Raw genomic sequence first — 19,722 nt, 5'->3', positions numbered from 1 at the left:
AACAATGAGCTAGCGACGCTAATACTTCGTCGCGACATGCAAGGCTACCACGCCAGCTGACAAATTGTAATATTTGACGGCTTCGAGGCCTGCTTGTTCCATCATTGTTTTCAACGTGTCCTGGTCCGGATGCATGCGAATCGATTCGGCGAGATAGCGGTAGCTTTCGGCATCCTTCGCGAACTTGCTGCCGAGCCAGGGGAGCACCTTGAACGAGTAGATGTCGTAGGCGCGGCGCAACGGCTCCCAGACTTTCGAGAATTCGAGCACGAGCAGGCGTCCGCCCGGCTTCAGCACGCGCCGCATCTCGGCCAGCGCGATTTCCTTGTGCGTCATGTTGCGCAGGCCGAACGCAACCGTGACCACGTCGAAGTAGTTGTCTGGAAACGGAATTTTCTCGGCGTCGCAGAGCAGCGCAGGGGTGATCACGCCGTCGTCGAGCAGCCGGTCCCGGCCCACGCGCAGCATCGACTCGTTGATGTCGGTCAGCCAGACTTCGCCCGTCTGTCCCGCTTGCTTCGCGAACGTCTTGGCGAGATCGCCGGTGCCGCCCGCGATGTCGAGCACCTTGAACCCGGGCCGCACGTTCGCCTGCGCGATCGTGAACTGTTTCCAGACCCTATGCATCCCGCCCGACATCAGATCGTTCATCAGGTCGTAGCTCGGGGCGACCGAATGGAAGACACCCGCCACCTTCTTCGCCTTTTCTCGTTCATCGACCGTCTCGTAGCCGAAATGAGTCTTGGTCATGGCGTACATCCTCCCTTCTTTTGCATGGTTGCGCGCGAACGCGGCGGGAGCCGCGGCGGTGCGCGATCTACTATGATCCCTTGCCCGTCGCCGAGAGCTGCCGCCGCGGCACCCTGGCACGGACTCCCTCAGTGGCAGTGGCCGTGCCCGCCCGGTGTGTCCGGCGCGCTCATCGGCGCGTCGCGATCGACGCCCGCCGCGGCGAGCTTGTCGAGGTATTGCCGCCACAGCGCGTCCTTCTGTGTCGCGAGCTCGTAAAGCAAATCCCACGAATAGATGCCCGTGGAATGCCCGTCCGAAAACGTCGGCTGCAGCGCGTAATTGCCGACGGGCTCCATCGCCACAATCGTCACGTCGCGCTTGCCCGTTTGCAGCGTCTCCTGTCCCGGCCCGTGCCCACGCACTTCGGCTGACGGCGAATAGACGCGCAACAGCTCGAACGGCACGCGATAGCTTCGGCCGTCGGCGTATTGCAGCTCGAGCACGCGCGAGACGGCGTGAATGACGACGCTCGTCGGTACGGGCGTATCGGATGTGAGTCCGCTCATGGCTTTCTCGATAGGAATTCAGGGCGTGCGGGTTCGGGCGGTTCGGGCCTTCATGCCAACGCCTCGGCGATTTCGCGACGAACCGCGTCGCCAAGGAGCGTGGCTTGCGCGCGCCGCGACGACAGCAACGCCTCCGAGACGCCGCGCTGGCGCGGTGCCCAGACGGGCAACGGGAAATGCGCGTCGTTCGAAAAACGCGGGATCACGTGCCAGTGCACGTGCGGTACCTGGTTGCCGAGGCTCGCGAGGTTGACTTTGACCGGCTGCAGCACGTGCCGCTGCGCCCGCTCGACGGCATAGACGACGCGCATGAGACGGTCGCGCTCGGCGGCCATGAGATCGGAGAACTCGGAAACATGCCGGTTCCAGATCACCCTGCAGAAACCCGGGTAATCGTGCTCGTCCGCGAGGACGACGCGCATGGCGTCGTCCTGCCAGAGCACTACCCCGCCTTCGTCACGGCAGAATGCACAGTCCATCGTCGTCCTTTCGCGTCTTTTGCATTATCGCGGCCTCGATGAAACGCCCGATTCTCTCGCGCCTCGGCTCCTGTCCACCCCTATTAGACCAGCACGCGCTCGATCCCGCCATCGTTGGCCTTGCGGACGTAGTCGACCATCCAGTCCTCGCCGAGCACCTTGCGCGCCATTTCTACGACGATATAGTCGGCTTCGATGTCCGCATCCTCGTTGTAGCGCGAAAGCCCTTGCAGGCAGGACGGGCAGCTCGTCAGGATCTTGATGTCGGGCTGGCCGTGCGCACCGCTCCCCGCGCCGTCGGATGCGGCGCCGTGGGGAGCCGCGCCGTTGCCGGCCGCGCCCGCGTCGACGATCGGCAACGCGCGCAGCTTGGCCGCGCCCTTCCTGATCTCTTCTTCCTTGCGAAAGCGAACCTGTGTCGAGATATCGGGCCGCGTGACCGCGAACGTGCCCGACTCGCCGCAGCAGCGGTCGTTCTTCTCGATCTTGTAGCCGTCGTTGCCGGCCCCCATCAGCTCGTTGACGAGCTTGACCGGGTCCATCGTCTTGATCGGCGTATGGCACGGGTCGTGGTACATGTACCGCACGCCCTTCACGCCGTCGAGCTTCATCCCCTTCTCGAGCAGGAACTCGTGGATGTCGATGATGCGGCAGCCTGGGAAGATCTTGTCGAATTCGTAGCCCGCGAGCTGGTCGTAGCAGGTGCCGCACGAGACGACGACCGTCTTGATGTCCAGATAGTTGAGCGTGTTCGCCACGCGATGGAACAGCACGCGGTTATCGGTGACGGTCTTCTCGGCCTTGTCGTACTGCCCCGCGCCGCGCTGCGGGTAGCCGCAGCAGAGGTAGCCCGGCGGCAACACCGTCTGCACGCCCGCTTCCCAGAGCATCGCCTGCGTCGCGAGCCCGACCTGCGAGAAGAGGCGCTCGGAACCGCAGCCGGGGAAGTAGAACACCGCTTCCGAATCGACCGTCGTCGTCTTCGGGTTGCGGATGATCGGCACGATCTTGTTGTCCTCGATGTCGAGCAGTGCGCGCGCCGTTTTCTTCGGCAAATTGCCGGGCATCTTCTTGTTGACGAAGTGGATCACCTGCTCGACCACGGGCGGCTTGCCCGTCGTCGCGGGCGGATGGGCCGTCTGCTTCTTCGCGAACTGCTTGACCACCTCGTTGCCGAAGCGCTGGACCTTGTAGCCGACCCCCATCATCGCCGTGCGCGCGACGTTGATCGTGCGCGGGTTCGTCGCGTTGAGGAAGAACATGCCCGCGGCCGAACCCGGGTTGAACTTCTTCTTGCCCATCTTGCGCAACAGGTTGCGCATGTTCATCGACACGTCGCCGAAGTCGATCTTCACCGGGCACGGCGTCACGCATTTGTGGCAGACCGTGCAGTGATCGGCCACGTCGTTGAACTCGTCCCAATGCTTGATCGACACGCCGCGGCGGGTCTGCTCCTCGTAGAGGAACGCCTCGATCAGAAGCGAGGTCGCGAGGATCTTGTTGCGCGGGCTGTAGAGGAGGTTCGCGCGCGGCACGTGCGTCGCGCAGACGGGCTTGCACTTGCCGCAGCGCAGGCAGTCCTTGATCGAATCGGCGATCGCGCCGATATCGGACTGCTGCATGATCAGCGACTCGTAGCCCATGAGCCCGAAGCTCGGCGTATAGGCGTTGCGCAGGTCGGCGCCCGCGAAAAGCTTGCCCTTGTTGAAGCGACCTTGCGGATCGATGCGCTCCTTGTAGGCGCGGAATTCGGCGATCTCGTCGTCGGTCAGGAATTCGAGCTTCGTGATGCCGATGCCGTGCTCGCCCGAGATGACGCCGTCGAGCGAGCGCGCGAGCTTCATGATGCGCTCGACCGCCGCATGGGCGACTTGCAGCATCGCGTAGTTGTCCGAGTTGACGGGGATGTTCGTATGAACGTTGCCGTCGCCCGCGTGCATGTGCAGCGCGACGAAGACGCGCCCGCGCAGCACCTGCTTGTGGATTGCCTGAGCCTGCTCGAGGATCGGCTTGAATTCACCGCCGTTGAAGATCTGCCGCAGCTCCGCCCGGATCTCCTGCTTCCACGAGACGCGCACGGTGCGATCCTGCGTCACGTGGAAAACCGTCGCGTCGGATTGGGCGTCGACGCGGTCCGCGAACTTCTCGGCGAGCGCTTCGTAGCCGAGCTGCACGAGCGTATGCTGAGCCTCACGCAACGGCATGTCGAGGTTGTCCCGCAGGAACGTCCAGCGCTCGCGCACGCGCCCGAGCAGCTCGAGCGCATGCTGAACGCGGTCTTCGAGCAGCTCCGCGCTGGGAATTTCGTTGGCGTCGTCGGTCTTGCCGAGCGGCAGGTTACCCGCCTTGAAGAAGGCCTCCAACGCGTCGACGAGCTCCAGCTTGTTCTTGATCGAGAGCTCGATGTTGATGCGCTCGATGCCGTCCGTGTACTCGCCCATCCGGTCGAGCGGGATGACGACGTCCTCGTTGATCTTGAACGCGTTCGTATGCTTGGAGATGGCGGCCGTGCGGCTGCGATCGAGCCAGAAGCGCTTGCGCGCCTCGGCGCTGACCGCGACGAATCCCTCGCCGCTCCTGCCGTTCGCCATGCGTACGACTTCGGAAGTCGCGGCGGCGACGGCGTCGGCATCGTCGCCGACGATGTCGCCGATCAGCACCATCTTCGGAAATGCACTGCGCTTCGACTTCGTCGCATAGCCGACCGCGCGCAGATAGCGCTCGTCGAGGTGCTCGAGGCCGGCGAGAATCGCGCCGCCGCGCCTGGCGGTCTCGAAGAGGTAGTCCCGGATCTCGACGATGCTCGGGATCGCCTCGCGCGCCTGGCCGAAGAACTCGAGACAGACCGTGCGCGTATGTGCCGGCATCTTGTGGAGCACCCAGCGCGCCGACGTAATAAGGCCGTCGCAGCCTTCCTTCTGTACGCCCGGCAGGCCGGCGAGGAACTTGTCGGTCACGTCCTTACCGAGCCCCTCCTTGCGGAAGCGCCGGCCTCCGATCGAGAGCGTCTCGGTGCGCAGGAGCTTCTCGCCTGGCGCATGCTCGCCGTCGAACCATTTGAGCTCGAAACGTGCTGTCTCGATATCGTGGATCTTGCCGAGGTTGTGTTCGAGGCGCGTGATTTCGAGCCAGTTGCCGTCCGGATCGACCATGCGCCACCAGGCGAGATTGTCCAGCGCCGTTCCCCAGAGCACCGCCTTCTTGCCGCCCGCGTTCATCGCGATATTGCCGCCGATGCAAGACGCGTCGAGCGAGGTCGGATCGACCGCGAAGACATAGCCGGCCGCTTCCGCCGCCTCGGTCACGCGCCTCGTGACGACGCCCGCGCCCGAGAAGATCGTCGGCACTTTGCGCGCGACGCCGGGCAGCTCGGTCAGCTCGACCGCGCCGAGCAGTTCGAGCTTTTCCGTGTTGATGACGGCCGAAAAGGGCGTGAGCGGCACCGCTCCGCCGGTATAGCCCGTGCCGCCGCCGCGCGGAATGACCGTGAGGCCGAGCTCGAAGCAGGCTTTGACGAGGCGGGCAATTTCCTCTTCCGTATCGGGTGTCAGCACGACGAACGGATACTCGACGCGCCAGTCCGTTGCATCCGTGACGTGCGAGACCCGGGAGAGTCCATCGAAGCGAATGTTGTCCTTCTGCGTGCAGCGGCCGAGCACTTTGAGTGCGCGGCGGCGCAGGTCTGCCGTCTCGGCGAACTCCGCCGCAAATGCCTCGACTGCCCGACGGGCGGCGGCGACGAGCGTCTCGACGCGTGCGGCGCGCTCCTGACCGGCCACGTCGTCATGCGAGACGAGATCGGCGCGGCGGCGCTTCTCGATTTCGGTGAGCCGGTGATGCAGCGCTTCGATCAGCAGCTTGCGGCGCTTCGGATTGTCGAGGAGGTCGTCTTGCAGATAAGGGTTGCGGCGCACGACCCAGATGTCGCCGAGCACTTCGTAGAGCATACGGGCCGAGCGGCCCGTGCGGCGCTCGGCCCGCAACTCGTCGAGAACCTGCCACGCCTCTTCGCCCAGCAATCGGATGACGATTTCGCGGTCGGAGAAGGACGTGTAGTTGTAGGGAATCTCGCGCAAGCGCGGTTCGGGATCGGCAGCCAGCGCGGCGGCGGCGCCGTTCGGATCGAAGACTTGAGGTGCGTTCATGGTCGGACGGATCGATGGGCCGGCCGCGCGCTCGTCGATCGAGTCGATCTAGTCGACTTGGCGACCGCGCGGCGAGCATTGCGCATCAGGCGCGCTATTTTCTGGAAAGTTTGGCTTCGTCAGGCGAACGGCCATCGCACGGCGGGCGCCGGCGAGCCCTCGCAAGCAGCGTCTCACACCGGCCACGATCGTCCATGACGGACGTGCCGCTCCGCCGCGGGGCGCGCTTCTCGCGGTGCGGGGATCAAGTGGGCGGTCCGAGGTTGCCAGCGCATTTTCCGGTCCAGGGTGTATCGAAATGCGATTCTACCGCAGGATGGCGGTGGGCGTGGGAGGGGGCTGCCGTCGTTGCAAGACGATAGTGGAGGACCTTCCTTCATCTCAATGACGGCATGGCTCACGCCGCGAGGCGCCCTCGGCCGCTCCAGATCTATGACCGAATGGTGCTCAGCGGAACAAACTTCGACACTCGCATGGCAATGTCCACAACCCGGCATCCGCCGGGTCGATGTTTCAACGGAATAAGAGATTCTTGAGGACCACATATACGATGAAGCTCATCATCGCGGCGAAACAACTCCACCAGATGATTTTTTGTACTCGCGTTTCAGGTACCTGCCCTGAGAAACTCAGCATAATCACCACTCCGTTCCAGTTGTCCCTTTATCGACCGCGTACCCCATACCCGTTGACGCAGAGATATTAGGTCTACCTAGGTTTGCGCCGACTCTAACCCTGAGAACCGTTGCTCTCGCGATGAACGCCTGCAAGAAGAAAGACCACTCTCATCTTGACTGTGCGTCCTTCATTCGACGCAATCTCCTCTTGAATTCGAGAATCGGCAGGAGCGGATAACTTGACACATCACAGCCTTGCCGCTTGGCCATAACAAGATTCCACCGCGCCTTCTTGTGATTTTCATTGAATGATGCAGCGTAAGGAGAAGGCGCATTTTGCTTAATCAGATACAATTGGACCATCGCTCCTGTTATATCCCCACTTGTTGAGTAAGCGCGATCGAAGTTGTCGCTGGCCCATTCGTTCAGGCCACGCGCGAGTTCAAGACGTTGCTCGCAGGTCAACGCAGCCGCATCATACCCACGCGTAGCAAAGGAGCAGGACGTGACCGACATCGCCAAGGCGCTGACGAATAAAACGTTCATTAATATCGACAATCTCATTTCTCCAACCATCATCAATGCATATCTCAAGAATCAAAATTACCTGGACCAGCGCCCCTGCGCTTCCGCACAACGCCCATCTCCCGCACCAATTGGTTAGCAGTCGCGGACCATCGTTTCGGTATCTCATCAATCTCAACTATCGACGCATATGCGCAAGTCTGCCGAGAGGGCATCGCGGATGTCGCGATTCCCTCATTTCTCGGACAAACGGAAGGGGTAGAATAGATCCGTTATCGGTCCCACAAGATGAGCATCGCTACAGCAACGGCTCGGTGAGATTCAAGGACCAATCCTTGTTTGGCTTGGAGTTCATCAGCGCCTGCTGGTTCTTGATATCGGCTCCGGTATAGGTCAGGCCTTGTTCCTTAGCCAGTGCCGAAAGCCGCTTCGCCTGCTCCCGATCCTTGTCATTCAACTGCCGGTTGCATAAATCAAAGTGCTACAGACCGATCCCGGATGGCTTTCACGCCCTGCGCGGCCAGGTAGCCAAACACGGCGAGCAACGCTGAAAACGGAAAGGAAGCAAACCAGAATTGCGGCGGCTGCCCGCCGAGCAAGAACACAGGTAGCGTGAACAACCATGCAAGAAGCGACGAGAAGCAGACATGGACAAGTGGCTCTTTCGCCACTCGCATCACAAGAATGCTGTACATCAAGGGGGTCATAATGACGTTGATCCAGATCAGCGTGATGAAGACTATCGGGTTCTCGCGTAGCAGATAGCCGACGAGCACACCCAATATAGGCGGTACAAATGCAATCAGGACGAACGGTAAGAACCAACGCCCAATCTCCAGATGCCAATCAGTTGATAAGCATGAAAGGGCATTCAGCTTCCGAGCGACGCGGTGAGATATTCCCCAGCCACAGGCACCGACGATCCCTGCGATTAAAAATTCCCAAAGATTGAAACCCGCAGATTGATCGAACATCCCCCGAAAAAATCCCTCGAACGACGAGATTGCAATCATGCCGCCGAAGGCCGAATAAACAAACATTCTTTTTCTCATGGATTTTTAGCTCCGTTTCTACCTTTCAGTCTACACCTGGGAAACCACCGATCAAATGTTTCCGGCTCGAGCGCGGCAAGCTCGTCATCACGCACGCTCACGCAGGCCAGGCACATCACTTTTCTTTGGATGGAAATTATTGAACATCCGTATCCTTTTCTTGCTCTGTGCGCTCGAGACCTGAGATTCTTGCGATCCAAACCAAAACGACAGTACCCATGCCGAGGCCGATCGCGATCAGTATTCCTTCTGCAGTGGCGACACGTGGTAGAACCTCCTCCATCGCACTATTCCACCCCTGTCGAATACCCATCGACAGAAATGAAATGAATGGAATACTAAGCCCTCCGACGATGAAGAAGACCCAATAATTCACCCTTCTCGTCCAATGTGCGACGAAAGGCATCACAAATGGCACCACTAGCCCGTACATCGCTCCTATAAGAGCATCGTGCTTCATGAGTTCCTCACGTCATTTTGTGTCTTCGTATTGGTTCACGGCAGCCTGTGCCGCTCGACCAGCCGCCTGCCCCTGAGTGAAGCCATTGATCCGAATTACAGCTCCAGGGACCGTCGACACGTTCGTAATCTTGTTCGGTATGTCGGCCCACTTGAACATCGATGTTCCGAAAATGCCATTTGCAGCCCCGATGGTCGCTGCAGTGCCGAATCCCAGCAGCGAAAAACGCTCGTCAAATGCACTCGCCGCATCAGCGCCTTGATATTTCGCTAGTGCAGCAGCGGCTGCAGCAGCGAACGTGTATGAACCTGCGGATACACCAGCGCCAGTTAGCGCCCCCGTGGTCAACGAGTATCCGGCTTGAGCTGCCTTATAGGCTGCGACGAAATCTGCGGCGTATCTCCCTCCGGCCGACACGATTGCAAGCACCCGTGGCGTGGCCGCTGCTGCCGCCAAACCTCCGGTCACGGCGCCAGCTATGCCCAAGCCCAGCGCAGGATTGGCGACCGCTCCCGGTAGGGCCCGCTGCTCCGGCTTCAGCGGCCCGCCCAGTGACCCTGGATCGGCACGCTCGGCCGCCGTCGCCTTGAACAAATTGCCGGAGTTCTCCGAGATGTACTGCGCTGCCGCCATATCGTAACCGGGGCCGGCCTTCGCCTTGTCGTCCACCATCATGTAGCCCGTGCCCAGCAACGACTTTTCCGCTCGTTCGAGCGTGATTACCTGGCCCGTTTTCTTTTCATAGGCGGCGGCAAACCGGTTCGCATGTTCCTTCGTCCAATGCCGTTCTTCATCAAGAAGCTGCCGGTTATATAACCCCTCCGTGCCCGCCGCGTTCGCGGCGGTCATCGGATCGCCCATCACGCCTGCCACGCCCGCGACGAAGGACGTGACCAGATTGGTCTGCGCCTCCTTCTCCTGCGCGCTGAGCCCCGTCGTCGGCCCGAGCAGCGAGCCCAGCACCGAACTGGCCGCCGCCCCCATCGCGCCCGCGTTGCACGTCTGCGCGCTCGCAGCCGCTCCCGCACATCCCACGATCGCGTGCAACGCCGCACGCGCCGCTTCAGCCTCCGGCGTCCCTTCCCCGAGCCGGTTGGCCAACTCCTTCGCCTCGCTCACCGCCAAGCCTTGGAGATAGCTCACCGCCGCCTCCCGCATGAACGCTTCGGCTCCGCCCGTCACGTTCCCGCCGGCGGCCGCCGTCAGCGCCGTCAGCACCCGTCGGTAGCTGCCACCGGGCCCCCAAGTCGCCGTCAACTCGTCCGCCTTCTGCTGCGCCAGTACCCGCTCCTCCGGCGTCAGCCTCGGGTCGTTCGCCGCTGCCTGCGCCGCATCCACTTCCTTGGCCCGATTGGCAAGAAAGGCCCCCGTCTCCCGTTGCCAAGCGCCGACGATCTCGAATCCCGCCTGGAGCTCCCGCTCATCGAATATCGGCTTCAGCGTATTCGCTCCGTCGCGCTCCGTCGTCACGGCGCGATTGACGCTTGCAACCGTCTCCTCCGCGCTTTTGCCGGTCAGCGCTTGCTGCTTCGCCTCGTCGGTGATGTGAATCGCCCCGCCGCTGATGCCGCTGACCGTCGTGCTGCTGCCGTCACCCGACGCCCCCATGACCACGGGCGGCGCAGCACTCCAATTGCCCGAGCGCGGCAAGTCGGTGCCCGGGACCTTGTCGCCACCCGTCGTCGCCTGTCCCTGCTGGTTCGTGCCGACGCCGCCAGCGGTCGAATTGCCCTTGCCACCTCGTGGCGACATGCCGCCACCATCGGAGCTATAGCCGCCTCCTAGCGCGAAGCCGCTCGCGCTGTATTCCGCACGGTTCTGAATATCGCTCGTCGTCAGCGTCGCCGTCGTTAAGCTGTTCAGGCCATCGGCAATCGCACGCTCGGTGCTCGTGATCACGCCGCCGTTCAGGTGAGTATCGCCCTTTACGTTGATCTGGAAGCCGCCGTCACCTGCCTTGATGCCCGACTGCTCCGTCACGCTCGCGAAGTCGCTGTCCATCTTCTGCTGACCATAGTTCGCACTGCCCGAGACCCCATAGCCCACCGTGACGCTGCCGCTGACGGATTCATCCTTGCTTTGGTACGTGCTCGTATCCTGCAGACTCTCGATCGTCAAGTTGCCGCCTACGTCGGCCAACACTTGCCTGCCGCCAACCACCGCCCCGCGCAACGTTGTGTCTCCACCCGACTCCAGTTTGAACTTTTTGCCCGCCGACACATGCGTGTTCGTCCACATGACATCGGTGCCGTCGCCCTTGCCGCGTGAAGCGCTCGCATTGGCCGTCACGCCGAAGGACGCACCATTTGAATTGCCGCTCACCGCCACCCCCACGCCGCCACTCATACTGCTGCTGGAGCGATGCATCTCAACGGCGTTCTTCGCCGCCAGCAGGGCAATCGCACCGTCGGCCTTCAGGTGCACATCGCCGCCGCCCTCGATGTCGCTGCCCTGCACGGTCATCTTCGAATCCTCTCCAGCGCCCGTCGCGCGAATGCGCACGCCGCCACCCGCGAGAACCTTGGAGCCCGCCACCCGCACGGTGTCTTCCGTCGTCTTGCTTTGGCTCTTCGATCCGCCCACCGTAATCGAGGCGCTCACGCCGCCGCCCGACTTCGGATCAGCCTTTGCGGCATCGGCCGCATTCTTGCCCGCCAGCCCCGTCGTTGCCCCGGCGAGCAGCTTGAGGCGCATGTCCGATGTCTCGCCGGCCGCATGCTTCATCTGCCCGGCCGTCTGTATCGCCGCGACCACCGGAGCCGTCACCGCCACGGTGAGACCCGATTGCTTGAACCGCGTCTCCTGCGCACTGTGGCTGATCTCCTCGGCTGCGAGGATATCCACCTTCTTCGCCTGAATATCGATGTCGCCCTGCGGCGCCAGGACATGGCTGCCAACCTGCCTGTAATGGTTGCCCGCGACAATAGCGACATTGCCGTTCGTCGAGCCGACAACCGACGCGGACGCAGTCGCTCGAGAATTCCGATTGTCCTGGCTATGTTGCTGCGTCCCAATCGTGAAGCCGATCCCACCGGTGCCGAAAAGACCCGTCTTTCTCTCGTCGCGGTGGTGCCGCTCCGTCGCCGAATTGATCGCCGCTTCGATATTCACATCGTGCAATGCAAACAACGAGGTACCGTGCGTCGATACGACGTTGCTTCCCTTTAGATTGATATCGTGGCCCGCCTGCAGATGGACAGTGTCGCCCGAGAACGTCGTGCCTTGATGCATCGTTTCGGACAAGGTATTACGCGTCGAAATCGTCTTCGACGAGAACCAGCTGCTCTTGCCTTTGTGCTGGTGCGCCTCGTCGACGTTGTGTGTCGTTTTCGACGATGTCAGGTTGATGTCGTTTTCCGCTGTTGCGATCAGCGCGCCTTGCTCGCTCGTCACCGAGGCGCCGCGCGCATTCAAATCGCGGCCAGCCGACAGGCGCAGATCGCCGACTGTCTGGATCGACGCCCCCAGCTCCCGGTGCGTACTATCCTTGCGCCAATTGTTGGCATCCCATTTCAGCGAATGGCTGCTAGACGTATCAATCGTAGTCAGATTTAGATCGCGCCCCGCCGCAATCACCGTCTGCCCGTCCGTGCTTGCATTGCCGATATGCGAACCAGCAAGCGTCAGATCCCGCCCCGCCGCGGCAACCAGCGTCCCTCCCGACGGGTCCGTCACATATAGCCCCGCCACACGGCTTATGTTGGTTATCGTGCCCTGGCCGTTCGCATTGCTGTTCGTCGTACTGACGCTCTTCAAATCGCGCCCCGCGATGGCCGAGAGACTGTTGGCAGCATCGATGGTGCCGCCCAGATTGAGAAGATCGGTCTTCGCCTTAACCGCAACATGACTACCTGAGATGCGCCCGCCAAGGTTTTTGACGTTCTCGGCCGTGAGCGAGAGAACATCGCGGCCCGCAATCGTCCCTTGGTTCACGAGATCCTTCGATAGTTTCAGGTCGACCGTTTGCCCCGATATCAACGCTCCCGTTCCGTCGATATCACCTTGCTTCACAAGCACATAGACCTGCGGAACGAGTGCCTTTGCGGTCTGCCCATCCGGCAACGTCACCTCGCTTTCGACGAGCCAGACAATATCGCTCGTCAATCGCGCCATCTGGGCCGCCGTCAGCGCAATGCCTGGCCGCAAATCCCACTCTTTCGCGTAGGTCAAGCCGTTGTTGATCAGCGCCCGATATTCCGCTTCATCGCTCGCGTAGCCTCTAAGGAACCTGCGCCCCGTCAGTTGTGCAATTTGCTCACGGATCAGCTTCTGCTCGTAAAAACCGTCGCCCAGGCGCTTGTGCGTCAGCGCCGGATCGATCCGCAGTTGTTCCAACATATAGTCCGATGACAACCACTCCCGATAGTTGACGAAGCGTCGATCCGTTTCGATCAGATAGTGGCCCGTCGGATTTCGGTTCACGGAAAAGAGGCTAGTGTTCGGCACCGTAGTGTTGACGGCGGCACTACGAATGACGAACGAGTGACCGCTTGCGGGCGCGTTGACGGCTTCGACCTCGGTGATGGGGTTTATCGCCCTGCCGGCACGGACCGTCACATCGGCTGCGCCTGCACCCGCTGCGCCTCGTACGAGAGGTGCGGTACTGACGCCCGCGATCTGCGTGCCGCTCCCGCCCGGCGCGGTATGACCCCGGTAGACCGTCGGCGTCAGTCGAATCTCGCTGATCGTCGCCGGTGGCGTATATGCTGTGGAGCGGCTACCTGTATCATCGCGACCCTTCCTGTGATTGCGCCAATACGATGTGACTGTGCCGACATCCGTCACTATCTGTTGGCCAGCCACCTCGGTGTTCTGGAGCTTCGCTCCATTTCCATCGAGCGCACCTCCCGCGATGATTTGGCTTTTGTCGTTGAGTACCTTCCTCGCGTCGATGCGCATGGCACCGCCCGATGTGATCCTCCCCGGATCGGATTCTGCAATGACAGTGGCCGCCGTCGTGCGATCGTATTCGTACTTGCTCCAGCTCTCGTAGTTGCGTTCCGGAGTATGCAAGTGGTCGGACTCGTCGTTGTACACGCGAACGTCGGAGTCGCCGCTCGCATAGCGATTCGGTGATCCGTCGCCCTGGTACTCGACGATATGCGCGGGCTCACTTTGCCGCTGAACGGTGGTGGCGAAATGCTCGTTTGTGTTGTTGACGTCGACGGCGGTCAGCTTGAGCTCACCAAGCGCTTCGATCGACGCGCTGTTGTTATTGACGACACCCGCCGAACCTGTCGCCGTGCGGCTACCGTCGATGGCGCCGCCGATCGCCATATCACCCGCGCTGAAGATCAGTGAATGCTCACGGTTCGTGATGGTCTGCGCGCCGATATCGAGGCGACTGCGCGCGGCAATGGTCGCCGCCCTATCGTTCTCGGCGTCATTGTTGACCGTGCCGGCCGATATTGCAGAATGGTCGCCGTAGATGCGGCCAGTTCCCACGTTATTGAGGACTCCGGACGTAACGGTCGTATCCTGCCCGTCGATCAACCCTCGATTCGTGATCGTGCCTGCGGCGCTGATCTGCGATGTTGCGGCGCTGAACTCGCCACGTTCCACGTTTTCGATGTCGCGTGCATTCACTGTTAGCGTCTTGCCAGCCCGCATCACCGCCTGGTTCGTAAGCTTCCCGGCAGTCTCAAATTCGGCGTTGCTGTTCGCTTCAAAATTGCCCGCATTGAGGAAGTCGCCCGCGAGGCTGACATTGAGGTCGCCTTGCGAAAGCACGCTTCCGTCACCGGATAGTCCGGCGCTGTTCACACCGAGCGATTTAGCCGCGATCAACGTGCCGCCTTTGTTGATCACTCGCTGAGTCTTTTGCGTCAGATCGCGGTCGCGCACATGCACGGATTGCGCGGACGAGATCAGACCTCCGGTGTTGTCGATCGTGCCCGAGCCTGTCAGTGATAGCGACGTGTCGGCTCGCACAGCACCGGACCGGTTGTCGATCGCATCGGCAGTCACGCTGATGCTCTGCGCTTCGACGCCTCGGTCGTTGCCATGCGTGCCGCGATTGATGAGGCTGCCAGCACCTATCGTCAATGCGGCACCCGAGCGCATCAAACTTGCGCTGTTGTCAACGGTACCGCTCCCTACATCGATCGTCAGGTTGCCGAGCGCTTGAACGTTGCCACCGCGGTTATCAACGCCGGTGCCGGTCAGTGTTATGGCTTCCTTTCCAGTTATTTGCCCGCCCCGCGCATTGGTGATCTGCGCTGTTGTCGCGTTGATGTCGCCCGTGGCACCGATAAAGCCCGCCGAGTTATCGAGCTTGCCCGTTCTCAGTGTGATGGCGCTCTGGGCGATAATGCCGCCTGCCGGACCGGAATGCGTGTTCGACAGCGTCTGGCCGTGGGTGTCAACGGTCACAGTCCCGCTGGCCTGCAAGCTGCCCGCATCGTTGGTCAACCGTCCGCTCTGGACTTCGAGCAATCCGCCTGCGGCGACCGTGCCGCGCGTGTTGTCGAGCGGCCGCCCACTGCTATTCAGTCGCACGTCGGTGCGACCGGACACCACGCCATCCGTATTGGTGAGTCCATTGGCCGCGATCGCGACGGGCCGCGCCGCCTCGATACGGCCAGACGTGTTGTCGATGACCCCCGCGGACGCCGTTACCTTTGATCCACCGCGAGCCGATCCAATCTGACCGCTCGCGTTATCGATCGAGCTTCCGACAATGGTTACGTTCTCGTTCGCGGCAAGCAGGCCACCAGCATTGACCACAGCGCCAGCCGTCAGCACATCGAGTGCGCCGCCCGCGGTGAGTCCGCCGCTTGCGTTCGACAACGTCGCTGCCCTTATGCTTGCGTCACCGCCCGCGGCAATCTTGCCTTTCGCACTGTTGTCCAATGCGCCCGACAGGTTCATCGTCAGCGGCGATGCGCCTGCGGCCTGAATCGTGCCGCCCTGATTCAGCAAGTCTCTGCCGCTCACTGTCAGCGCGCCATTGGCGGCAATCGTGCCGTCGCTATTGTTGAGCGAGGAGCGAACGGCGATCGATGCGTTGCCGCTACCGGCCTGAACGATATGTCCGCTGCGATTCGACAGCAAGTGGGTGTCGAAGCCAAGCTTATTCGCCGCCACGTTACCGCCGTCGAGCGTGATCGTCTGTGACGTCATCGACAGCGTACCGTTCGTACCGATCGCGCCGCGCGCGCCATTTACAGTGATGGCATCCAACGACAGCGTCCCGATACCAGCATGCTCGATGCGTCCATCGGTATTGATCAGCGTCTGCGAACCGATCGATAGATTGCCTCCGTTCGCAGCAATCCGCCCGTTGGTGTTATCGAACTGTCCGGGAAGTCGAATCGCCAGATCGGTGGTGCCCGTCTGAACAAGGTTGCCCTGGGTGTTGAAAATATCGCGCGCCGCGAGCGATAACCGATCGGCCGATACCGTGGCGCTATTGGTACTGAGCGTACCGGCTGCACTGGCCGTCAATGTCTGTGTCGCCGAAATGCTCGCCCCGCTCAACTCGATGCCACCGCCGCTCGCCGTCAACGTGACGTCCTTCGCGGCCGTTTGGCTGCCGGCCAGACTGATTTCCGCGCCGCTTGCCGTCGCGTCTGCACTCGCGAGGTTCTGCCCGTGCGCGCCGATCTGGCCCGTCGCGGCCAGTTGCAGGGTACCGCTCCCGCCAATCGTGCCGTCGCTACCTATGCCGGCTCCGAGTAATGAGTTCGATTGGCTGTCGATCGCGCTGGCCGTTCCTGCGGCTTCGACCGACGTATTGCCCTGCGCCGCGATCGTGTGCGTATTGACTACATTGCCGCGCGTCGTCACTTGTGTATCGCCAAGTGCGTAAACAATCCCCGAATTCGAGACACCGCGCTTCGTGTCGACACGCACCATCCCGCTCGCCGTGATGCGTCCGCTGTTCTCGAGCTGGCCGTCGGCCGTCACCAAGACGTCGCCAGCCGATGCCCCAATCTGCCCTGCGTTGCGCACGCCCACGCCTGACTCGGTGCCGACGAGCGTGATCTTGCCGGCATACATGCCGCCGAGGTTCGCGACATCGAGCCCGTAGGCGGGCGCGCTGCCGCTCGCCGTGATCGCCGCCGTTTGCGTATGGTCGGCACTAACCTTGTTCGGCCCTGCGGTCACCTTCAATGAGTTCGCCCAGATGCCGGCGTTCACCTGCACGGAGCGCGCAATGATATCGGTATAGTCTGTGCGGCTCGCGTCCAGTCCGGCTCCCGTGATGCCGATCATGCCGTTCTGAACGCGATAGCTGTCGAGATTCCCATTGTTGAAGATTGGTGTACCCGTGGTCAGCGTGGCCCGATTGGCGTTGATGAATCCGCAGCCGTCGCACGTGATGCCCGCCGGGTTTGCGATGACAACCTGCGCGCGATCTCCCGCTACCTCGAGGTAGCCGCGCAGCAGGCTCGGATTGCTCGAATTCACCTCATTGAGAATCACACGTGCGGTACCCGCCGCCAGCCACGGGTTGCCCTGCACCCAGCCGCCTAACTGCGTTTGCGCCGACTTTCGCGCGTTATTGAGAATGGCGCCTTGTGCATTGACATCGAACTGGCTGTAGGTGTTGCGCGAAACGCCTGCGGCGCTCGGCGTCTGGATGTTGATCAACGGCACGCCGTTGCCCGCGTTCAGGACGGTCGGCTGCTGATTGCCAGGCGCGCGGGGGTCCGCCACTATCTGGGCCCTTGTAGCAAGGCTCGCGAGCCCCAATGCCAGCAAGATCGAATACTGCAATGGACGGAAGGCTGCAACAACGGTCGTCGCAGCCTCTGGTGTGGCCCCCGGCACACGTGAGGTGCCCGGCGCCTTGCCAGTGGTCACCGCGGTTTCGGCGACAGCCATCAGCATGCCCCGGACCTTGTTGAAGACGATGCGATAGAGGGACTTGTTCATTTGCTTCGGTCCTTCGAATGCGGTAGTGGACACGCGATGGGATGATCAAAGAACCAGGTTCGCGCCTCCTCCTTCGTCACAGCGATGCCGTTGAACTCCATGACACGCAATCCGCGCTCATCGCCGCGGTGATAGAGCGAACGCAAACAGCGATCGGCAAAGAGCCGTGCCACGAGACGACGCAAGATTCGGGTGTGGCCGAACGGCGCCACCCAGTCGAGGATCCATATCCGGTCGCCACTCGCCCAGTCGGCCTCCAGCATGAGTTCGGGCGGATGACTCAGGTAGCGCGCTTCCGCTGCTTCGCAGAAGCTCGCCCAGGCGAGATAGAAGACCGGCTTGCCGGCTTCTGCAGCCAGCACAAATTGTTTGTGCTTGATGGCCGGCAACAACGCGGATGCAAGGACATGCAGCGGGGCGTCCCGATGCGCGGCCGAATGCATCCAGAGCCAAACGGCGCTCCCAAGCGCTTCTGCCTCGTTGCACGGCGTATTCAACAGGCCGGGAGCGATAATCTCGAGCGATTCATTCCTCATGCATCGCCCCTCAATACGTCCAGCTGATGTTGAAGCCCGCGGTGGTGCTGGCGGTCTGAAATCCATCGGGCCTGCTGATGGGGCGGCCGGCAAACGCATCCCAGTAAAACCGTTTGTACCCTCCGCGCAGGCCGATCACCGCGCCGGCGAGCTGCGTGCCGACGAGCTCTTGCGTCGATGGCCCGCGGACCTGACCATAGTCAACGCCGAGGTAAAGCTCCTGCCCTGTGTTGCCTATAGTCCAGCCGAGGTCGTTGCGCACGAGCCAGCCGCGCTCGCCGAGCAGCGTGGTTTCGCCGTCGAAGCCGCGCACCGTGTACCGTCCGCCGATCTGAAAGCGATCCTGCGGCACCAGTGATGTACGGTTCCACTGCGCGCGCCATGCAACGAGATATCGGAACCGCTGCTTCGACACCGCGATGGGGATGTTCAACTGCCCTTGCGCGGTAATCACCGCCGAGCGCGACGTGCCTTCGCCGAACGCTTCTTCCGGCGCGGCACGTGCCGACAACATCCCCGTTCCGCGCCGGTACGCGACGTCGGCATCGAGCGTTGCAGCGCCGATGAATTCGCGATGCGCGAGACCAACCGCCCAACCGGCCATGCGGCGGCGCTGCACTTCGATTTCCGTATCGTCGATGTAGTTACGCGAATTGCGCGACCAGGCGGCGACGTACGCACTCGCCTTTCGCACAGCATCGCGATAGAAGAGGCGCGACAAGCGCAGCTCGCTGTTTTCGCTGCTGCCGCTGAAGACGTAGGTCCGATTCCCACCCGCTACCGACTGGCGGTAGTCGTAGCCGCTGATCGTGAAGCCTAGCAACCAGTAGTCGTACGGCACCTCATAGTGGACCGTGTATCCGCGCGTCCCTTTGCCATCGCCATAGCCTCGGCCAAGATCGCGGTTGAGGCTGACGTAGAAGAGGTCGTTGAGCGTCCACCAGTTGTCGTAGGAGAGCGTTACGCTCCCTTGGTATTTGCCCGTGTATTTGCTGCCCGAATCATCCGCCGACAACGTGATCCGAAATGGGAAGTCCTGCTTCCATTTAATGACAAGGTCGCTATCTCCAGGCTTGGCGTCGGGACCTTCGGCGGGCGTGATCTGAATGTCCGCATCGACAGTGGGTACACGCTGAAAATTCTCGAGTGCCTGCTCGATGTCGCGCACATTGAGGATATCGCCGGGGCGCGCGGGAACAGCATTCCATTTCGTCCCGCGGCGGCCACGGCCCTCAGAGAAGCGAATTCGGCGAACGCGGCCGGGGATGACCGCGAGCGTCAACGTGCCTTGCTTGAGATCTTGCGGCGGGGCGAGGACCCGCGTCGTGACATACCCGCGCGCGACGATTGCGTTTTGCACGCGTTTCATCGTCAGGCTGATGCCTTCGCTGCCGAGGCACCGGCCCGTTGCATGATCGTTCGCCGGGTTGGCCGCCTTTACCGCCCACTGGAACCGTTCCGCAGCATCGCCTTCAAGCACGATGCGGTCAATGCGAAAACAGGGCGACTCGTGCTCCGGCAGCCGTTCATCGCCCGCCTGAACCGGTCGTTGGAGCCGCACGTCGGGAGCGGCTTCCTGCTGTGACCTCAAAGCACGCTCACGCTCGCGTTGACGCAACTCTTGCTGCAAGCCATCCACCATTGACGCAGGCTGCGCCGTCGCAGGCGTCACCGCCAGCGCCAAAACGCAGAGTGCGACACAACATTCGCCGCGCCTGTGGATGAACCTT

The 19,722-nt window shown here is 61.9% G+C and carries 11 protein-coding genes; 1 reads left to right on the top strand and 10 read right to left on the bottom strand.

Annotated features, from left to right (window positions below; genetic code table 11):
- Positions 1-18: 18 nt before the first annotated feature.
- The 4 genes from ubiE to AB4Y31_RS11465 form a co-directional block, all read right to left on the bottom strand.
- Positions 19-750: a bifunctional demethylmenaquinone methyltransferase/2-methoxy-6-polyprenyl-1,4-benzoquinol methylase UbiE gene (gene ubiE / locus AB4Y31_RS11480; protein ID WP_368674015.1), complete on the bottom strand. Its 732-nt coding sequence runs from the start codon at positions 748-750 to the stop codon at positions 19-21.
- A 128-nt stretch (positions 751-878) separates the two neighbouring features.
- Positions 879-1,298 (bottom strand): gamma-butyrobetaine hydroxylase-like domain-containing protein, encoded by a 420-nt coding sequence (locus AB4Y31_RS11475; RefSeq protein ID WP_107152783.1) that lies wholly within the window; start codon positions 1,296-1,298, stop codon positions 879-881.
- A gap of 50 nt (positions 1,299-1,348) precedes the next feature.
- Complete coding sequence (locus AB4Y31_RS11470) at positions 1,349-1,777, bottom strand: HIT family protein (protein ID WP_368674014.1); 429 nt, start codon at positions 1,775-1,777, stop codon at positions 1,349-1,351.
- A gap of 83 nt (positions 1,778-1,860) precedes the next feature.
- Positions 1,861-5,922, bottom strand: a complete 4,062-nt coding sequence (locus AB4Y31_RS11465; RefSeq protein WP_368674013.1) for a DUF3683 domain-containing protein — start codon at positions 5,920-5,922, stop codon at positions 1,861-1,863.
- A gap of 1,122 nt (positions 5,923-7,044) precedes the next feature.
- On the opposite strand from AB4Y31_RS11465, the gene AB4Y31_RS11460 reads away from it, so the two are divergent.
- Positions 7,045-7,203, top strand: coding sequence for a hypothetical protein (locus AB4Y31_RS11460; RefSeq protein WP_368674012.1), 159 nt, complete (start codon positions 7,045-7,047; stop codon positions 7,201-7,203).
- 159 nt (positions 7,204-7,362) lie between these two features.
- On the opposite strand, the gene AB4Y31_RS11455 is transcribed toward AB4Y31_RS11460, so the two are convergent.
- The 6 genes from AB4Y31_RS11455 to AB4Y31_RS11430 form a co-directional block, all read right to left on the bottom strand.
- Positions 7,363-7,521, bottom strand: coding sequence for a hypothetical protein (locus AB4Y31_RS11455; protein WP_368674011.1), 159 nt, complete (start codon positions 7,519-7,521; stop codon positions 7,363-7,365).
- Positions 7,522-7,537: 16 nt separating this feature from the next.
- A complete protein-coding gene (locus AB4Y31_RS11450) occupies positions 7,538-8,116 on the bottom strand; it encodes a hypothetical protein (protein WP_368674010.1) in 579 nt (192 codons plus the stop codon).
- Positions 8,117-8,252: 136 nt separating this feature from the next.
- Entirely contained in the window at positions 8,253-8,576 is a 324-nt protein-coding gene (locus AB4Y31_RS11445; RefSeq protein WP_368674009.1) for a hypothetical protein, read from the bottom strand.
- Positions 8,577-8,588: 12 nt separating this feature from the next.
- Entirely contained in the window at positions 8,589-17,456 is an 8,868-nt protein-coding gene (locus tag AB4Y31_RS11440; RefSeq protein ID WP_368674008.1) for a hemagglutinin repeat-containing protein, read from the bottom strand.
- Positions 17,453-17,992 carry a toxin-activating lysine-acyltransferase gene (locus AB4Y31_RS11435; RefSeq protein WP_368674007.1) on the bottom strand — a complete coding sequence of 180 codons (540 nt, stop codon included), beginning with the start codon at positions 17,990-17,992 and terminating at the stop codon, positions 17,453-17,455. Before AB4Y31_RS11435 ends, AB4Y31_RS11440 begins: the two co-directional genes overlap by 4 nt.
- A 10-nt stretch (positions 17,993-18,002) precedes the next feature.
- On the bottom strand, positions 18,003-19,634 hold the full coding sequence (locus tag AB4Y31_RS11430) for a ShlB/FhaC/HecB family hemolysin secretion/activation protein (protein WP_368674006.1): 1,632 nt from the start codon (positions 19,632-19,634) through the stop codon (positions 18,003-18,005).
- Between the last annotated feature and the right edge of the window lie 88 nt (positions 19,635-19,722).

Source organism: Trinickia sp. EG282A, assembly GCF_040965455.1.
Taxonomy (GTDB): domain Bacteria; phylum Pseudomonadota; class Gammaproteobacteria; order Burkholderiales; family Burkholderiaceae; genus Trinickia; species Trinickia symbiotica.
Note: the sequence above shows the minus strand (reverse complement) of the source record. Positions and strands in the feature narration are given on the sequence as shown.

Coding starts and splice junctions, on each gene's coding strand:
- ubiE (WP_368674015.1), bottom strand. CDS start 750: ATGACCAAGACTCATTTCGGCTACGAGACGGTCGATGAACGAGAAAAG.
- AB4Y31_RS11475 (WP_107152783.1), bottom strand. CDS start 1,298: ATGAGCGGACTCACATCCGATACGCCCGTACCGACGAGCGTCGTCATT.
- AB4Y31_RS11470 (WP_368674014.1), bottom strand. CDS start 1,777: ATGGACTGTGCATTCTGCCGTGACGAAGGCGGGGTAGTGCTCTGGCAG.
- AB4Y31_RS11465 (WP_368674013.1), bottom strand. CDS start 5,922: ATGAACGCACCTCAAGTCTTCGATCCGAACGGCGCCGCCGCCGCGCTG.
- AB4Y31_RS11450 (WP_368674010.1), bottom strand. CDS start 8,116: ATGAGAAAAAGAATGTTTGTTTATTCGGCCTTCGGCGGCATGATTGCA.
- AB4Y31_RS11445 (WP_368674009.1), bottom strand. CDS start 8,576: ATGAAGCACGATGCTCTTATAGGAGCGATGTACGGGCTAGTGGTGCCA.
- AB4Y31_RS11440 (WP_368674008.1), bottom strand. CDS start 17,456: ATGAACAAGTCCCTCTATCGCATCGTCTTCAACAAGGTCCGGGGCATG.
- AB4Y31_RS11435 (WP_368674007.1), bottom strand. CDS start 17,992: ATGAGGAATGAATCGCTCGAGATTATCGCTCCCGGCCTGTTGAATACG.
- AB4Y31_RS11430 (WP_368674006.1), bottom strand. CDS start 19,634: ATGGTGGATGGCTTGCAGCAAGAGTTGCGTCAACGCGAGCGTGAGCGT.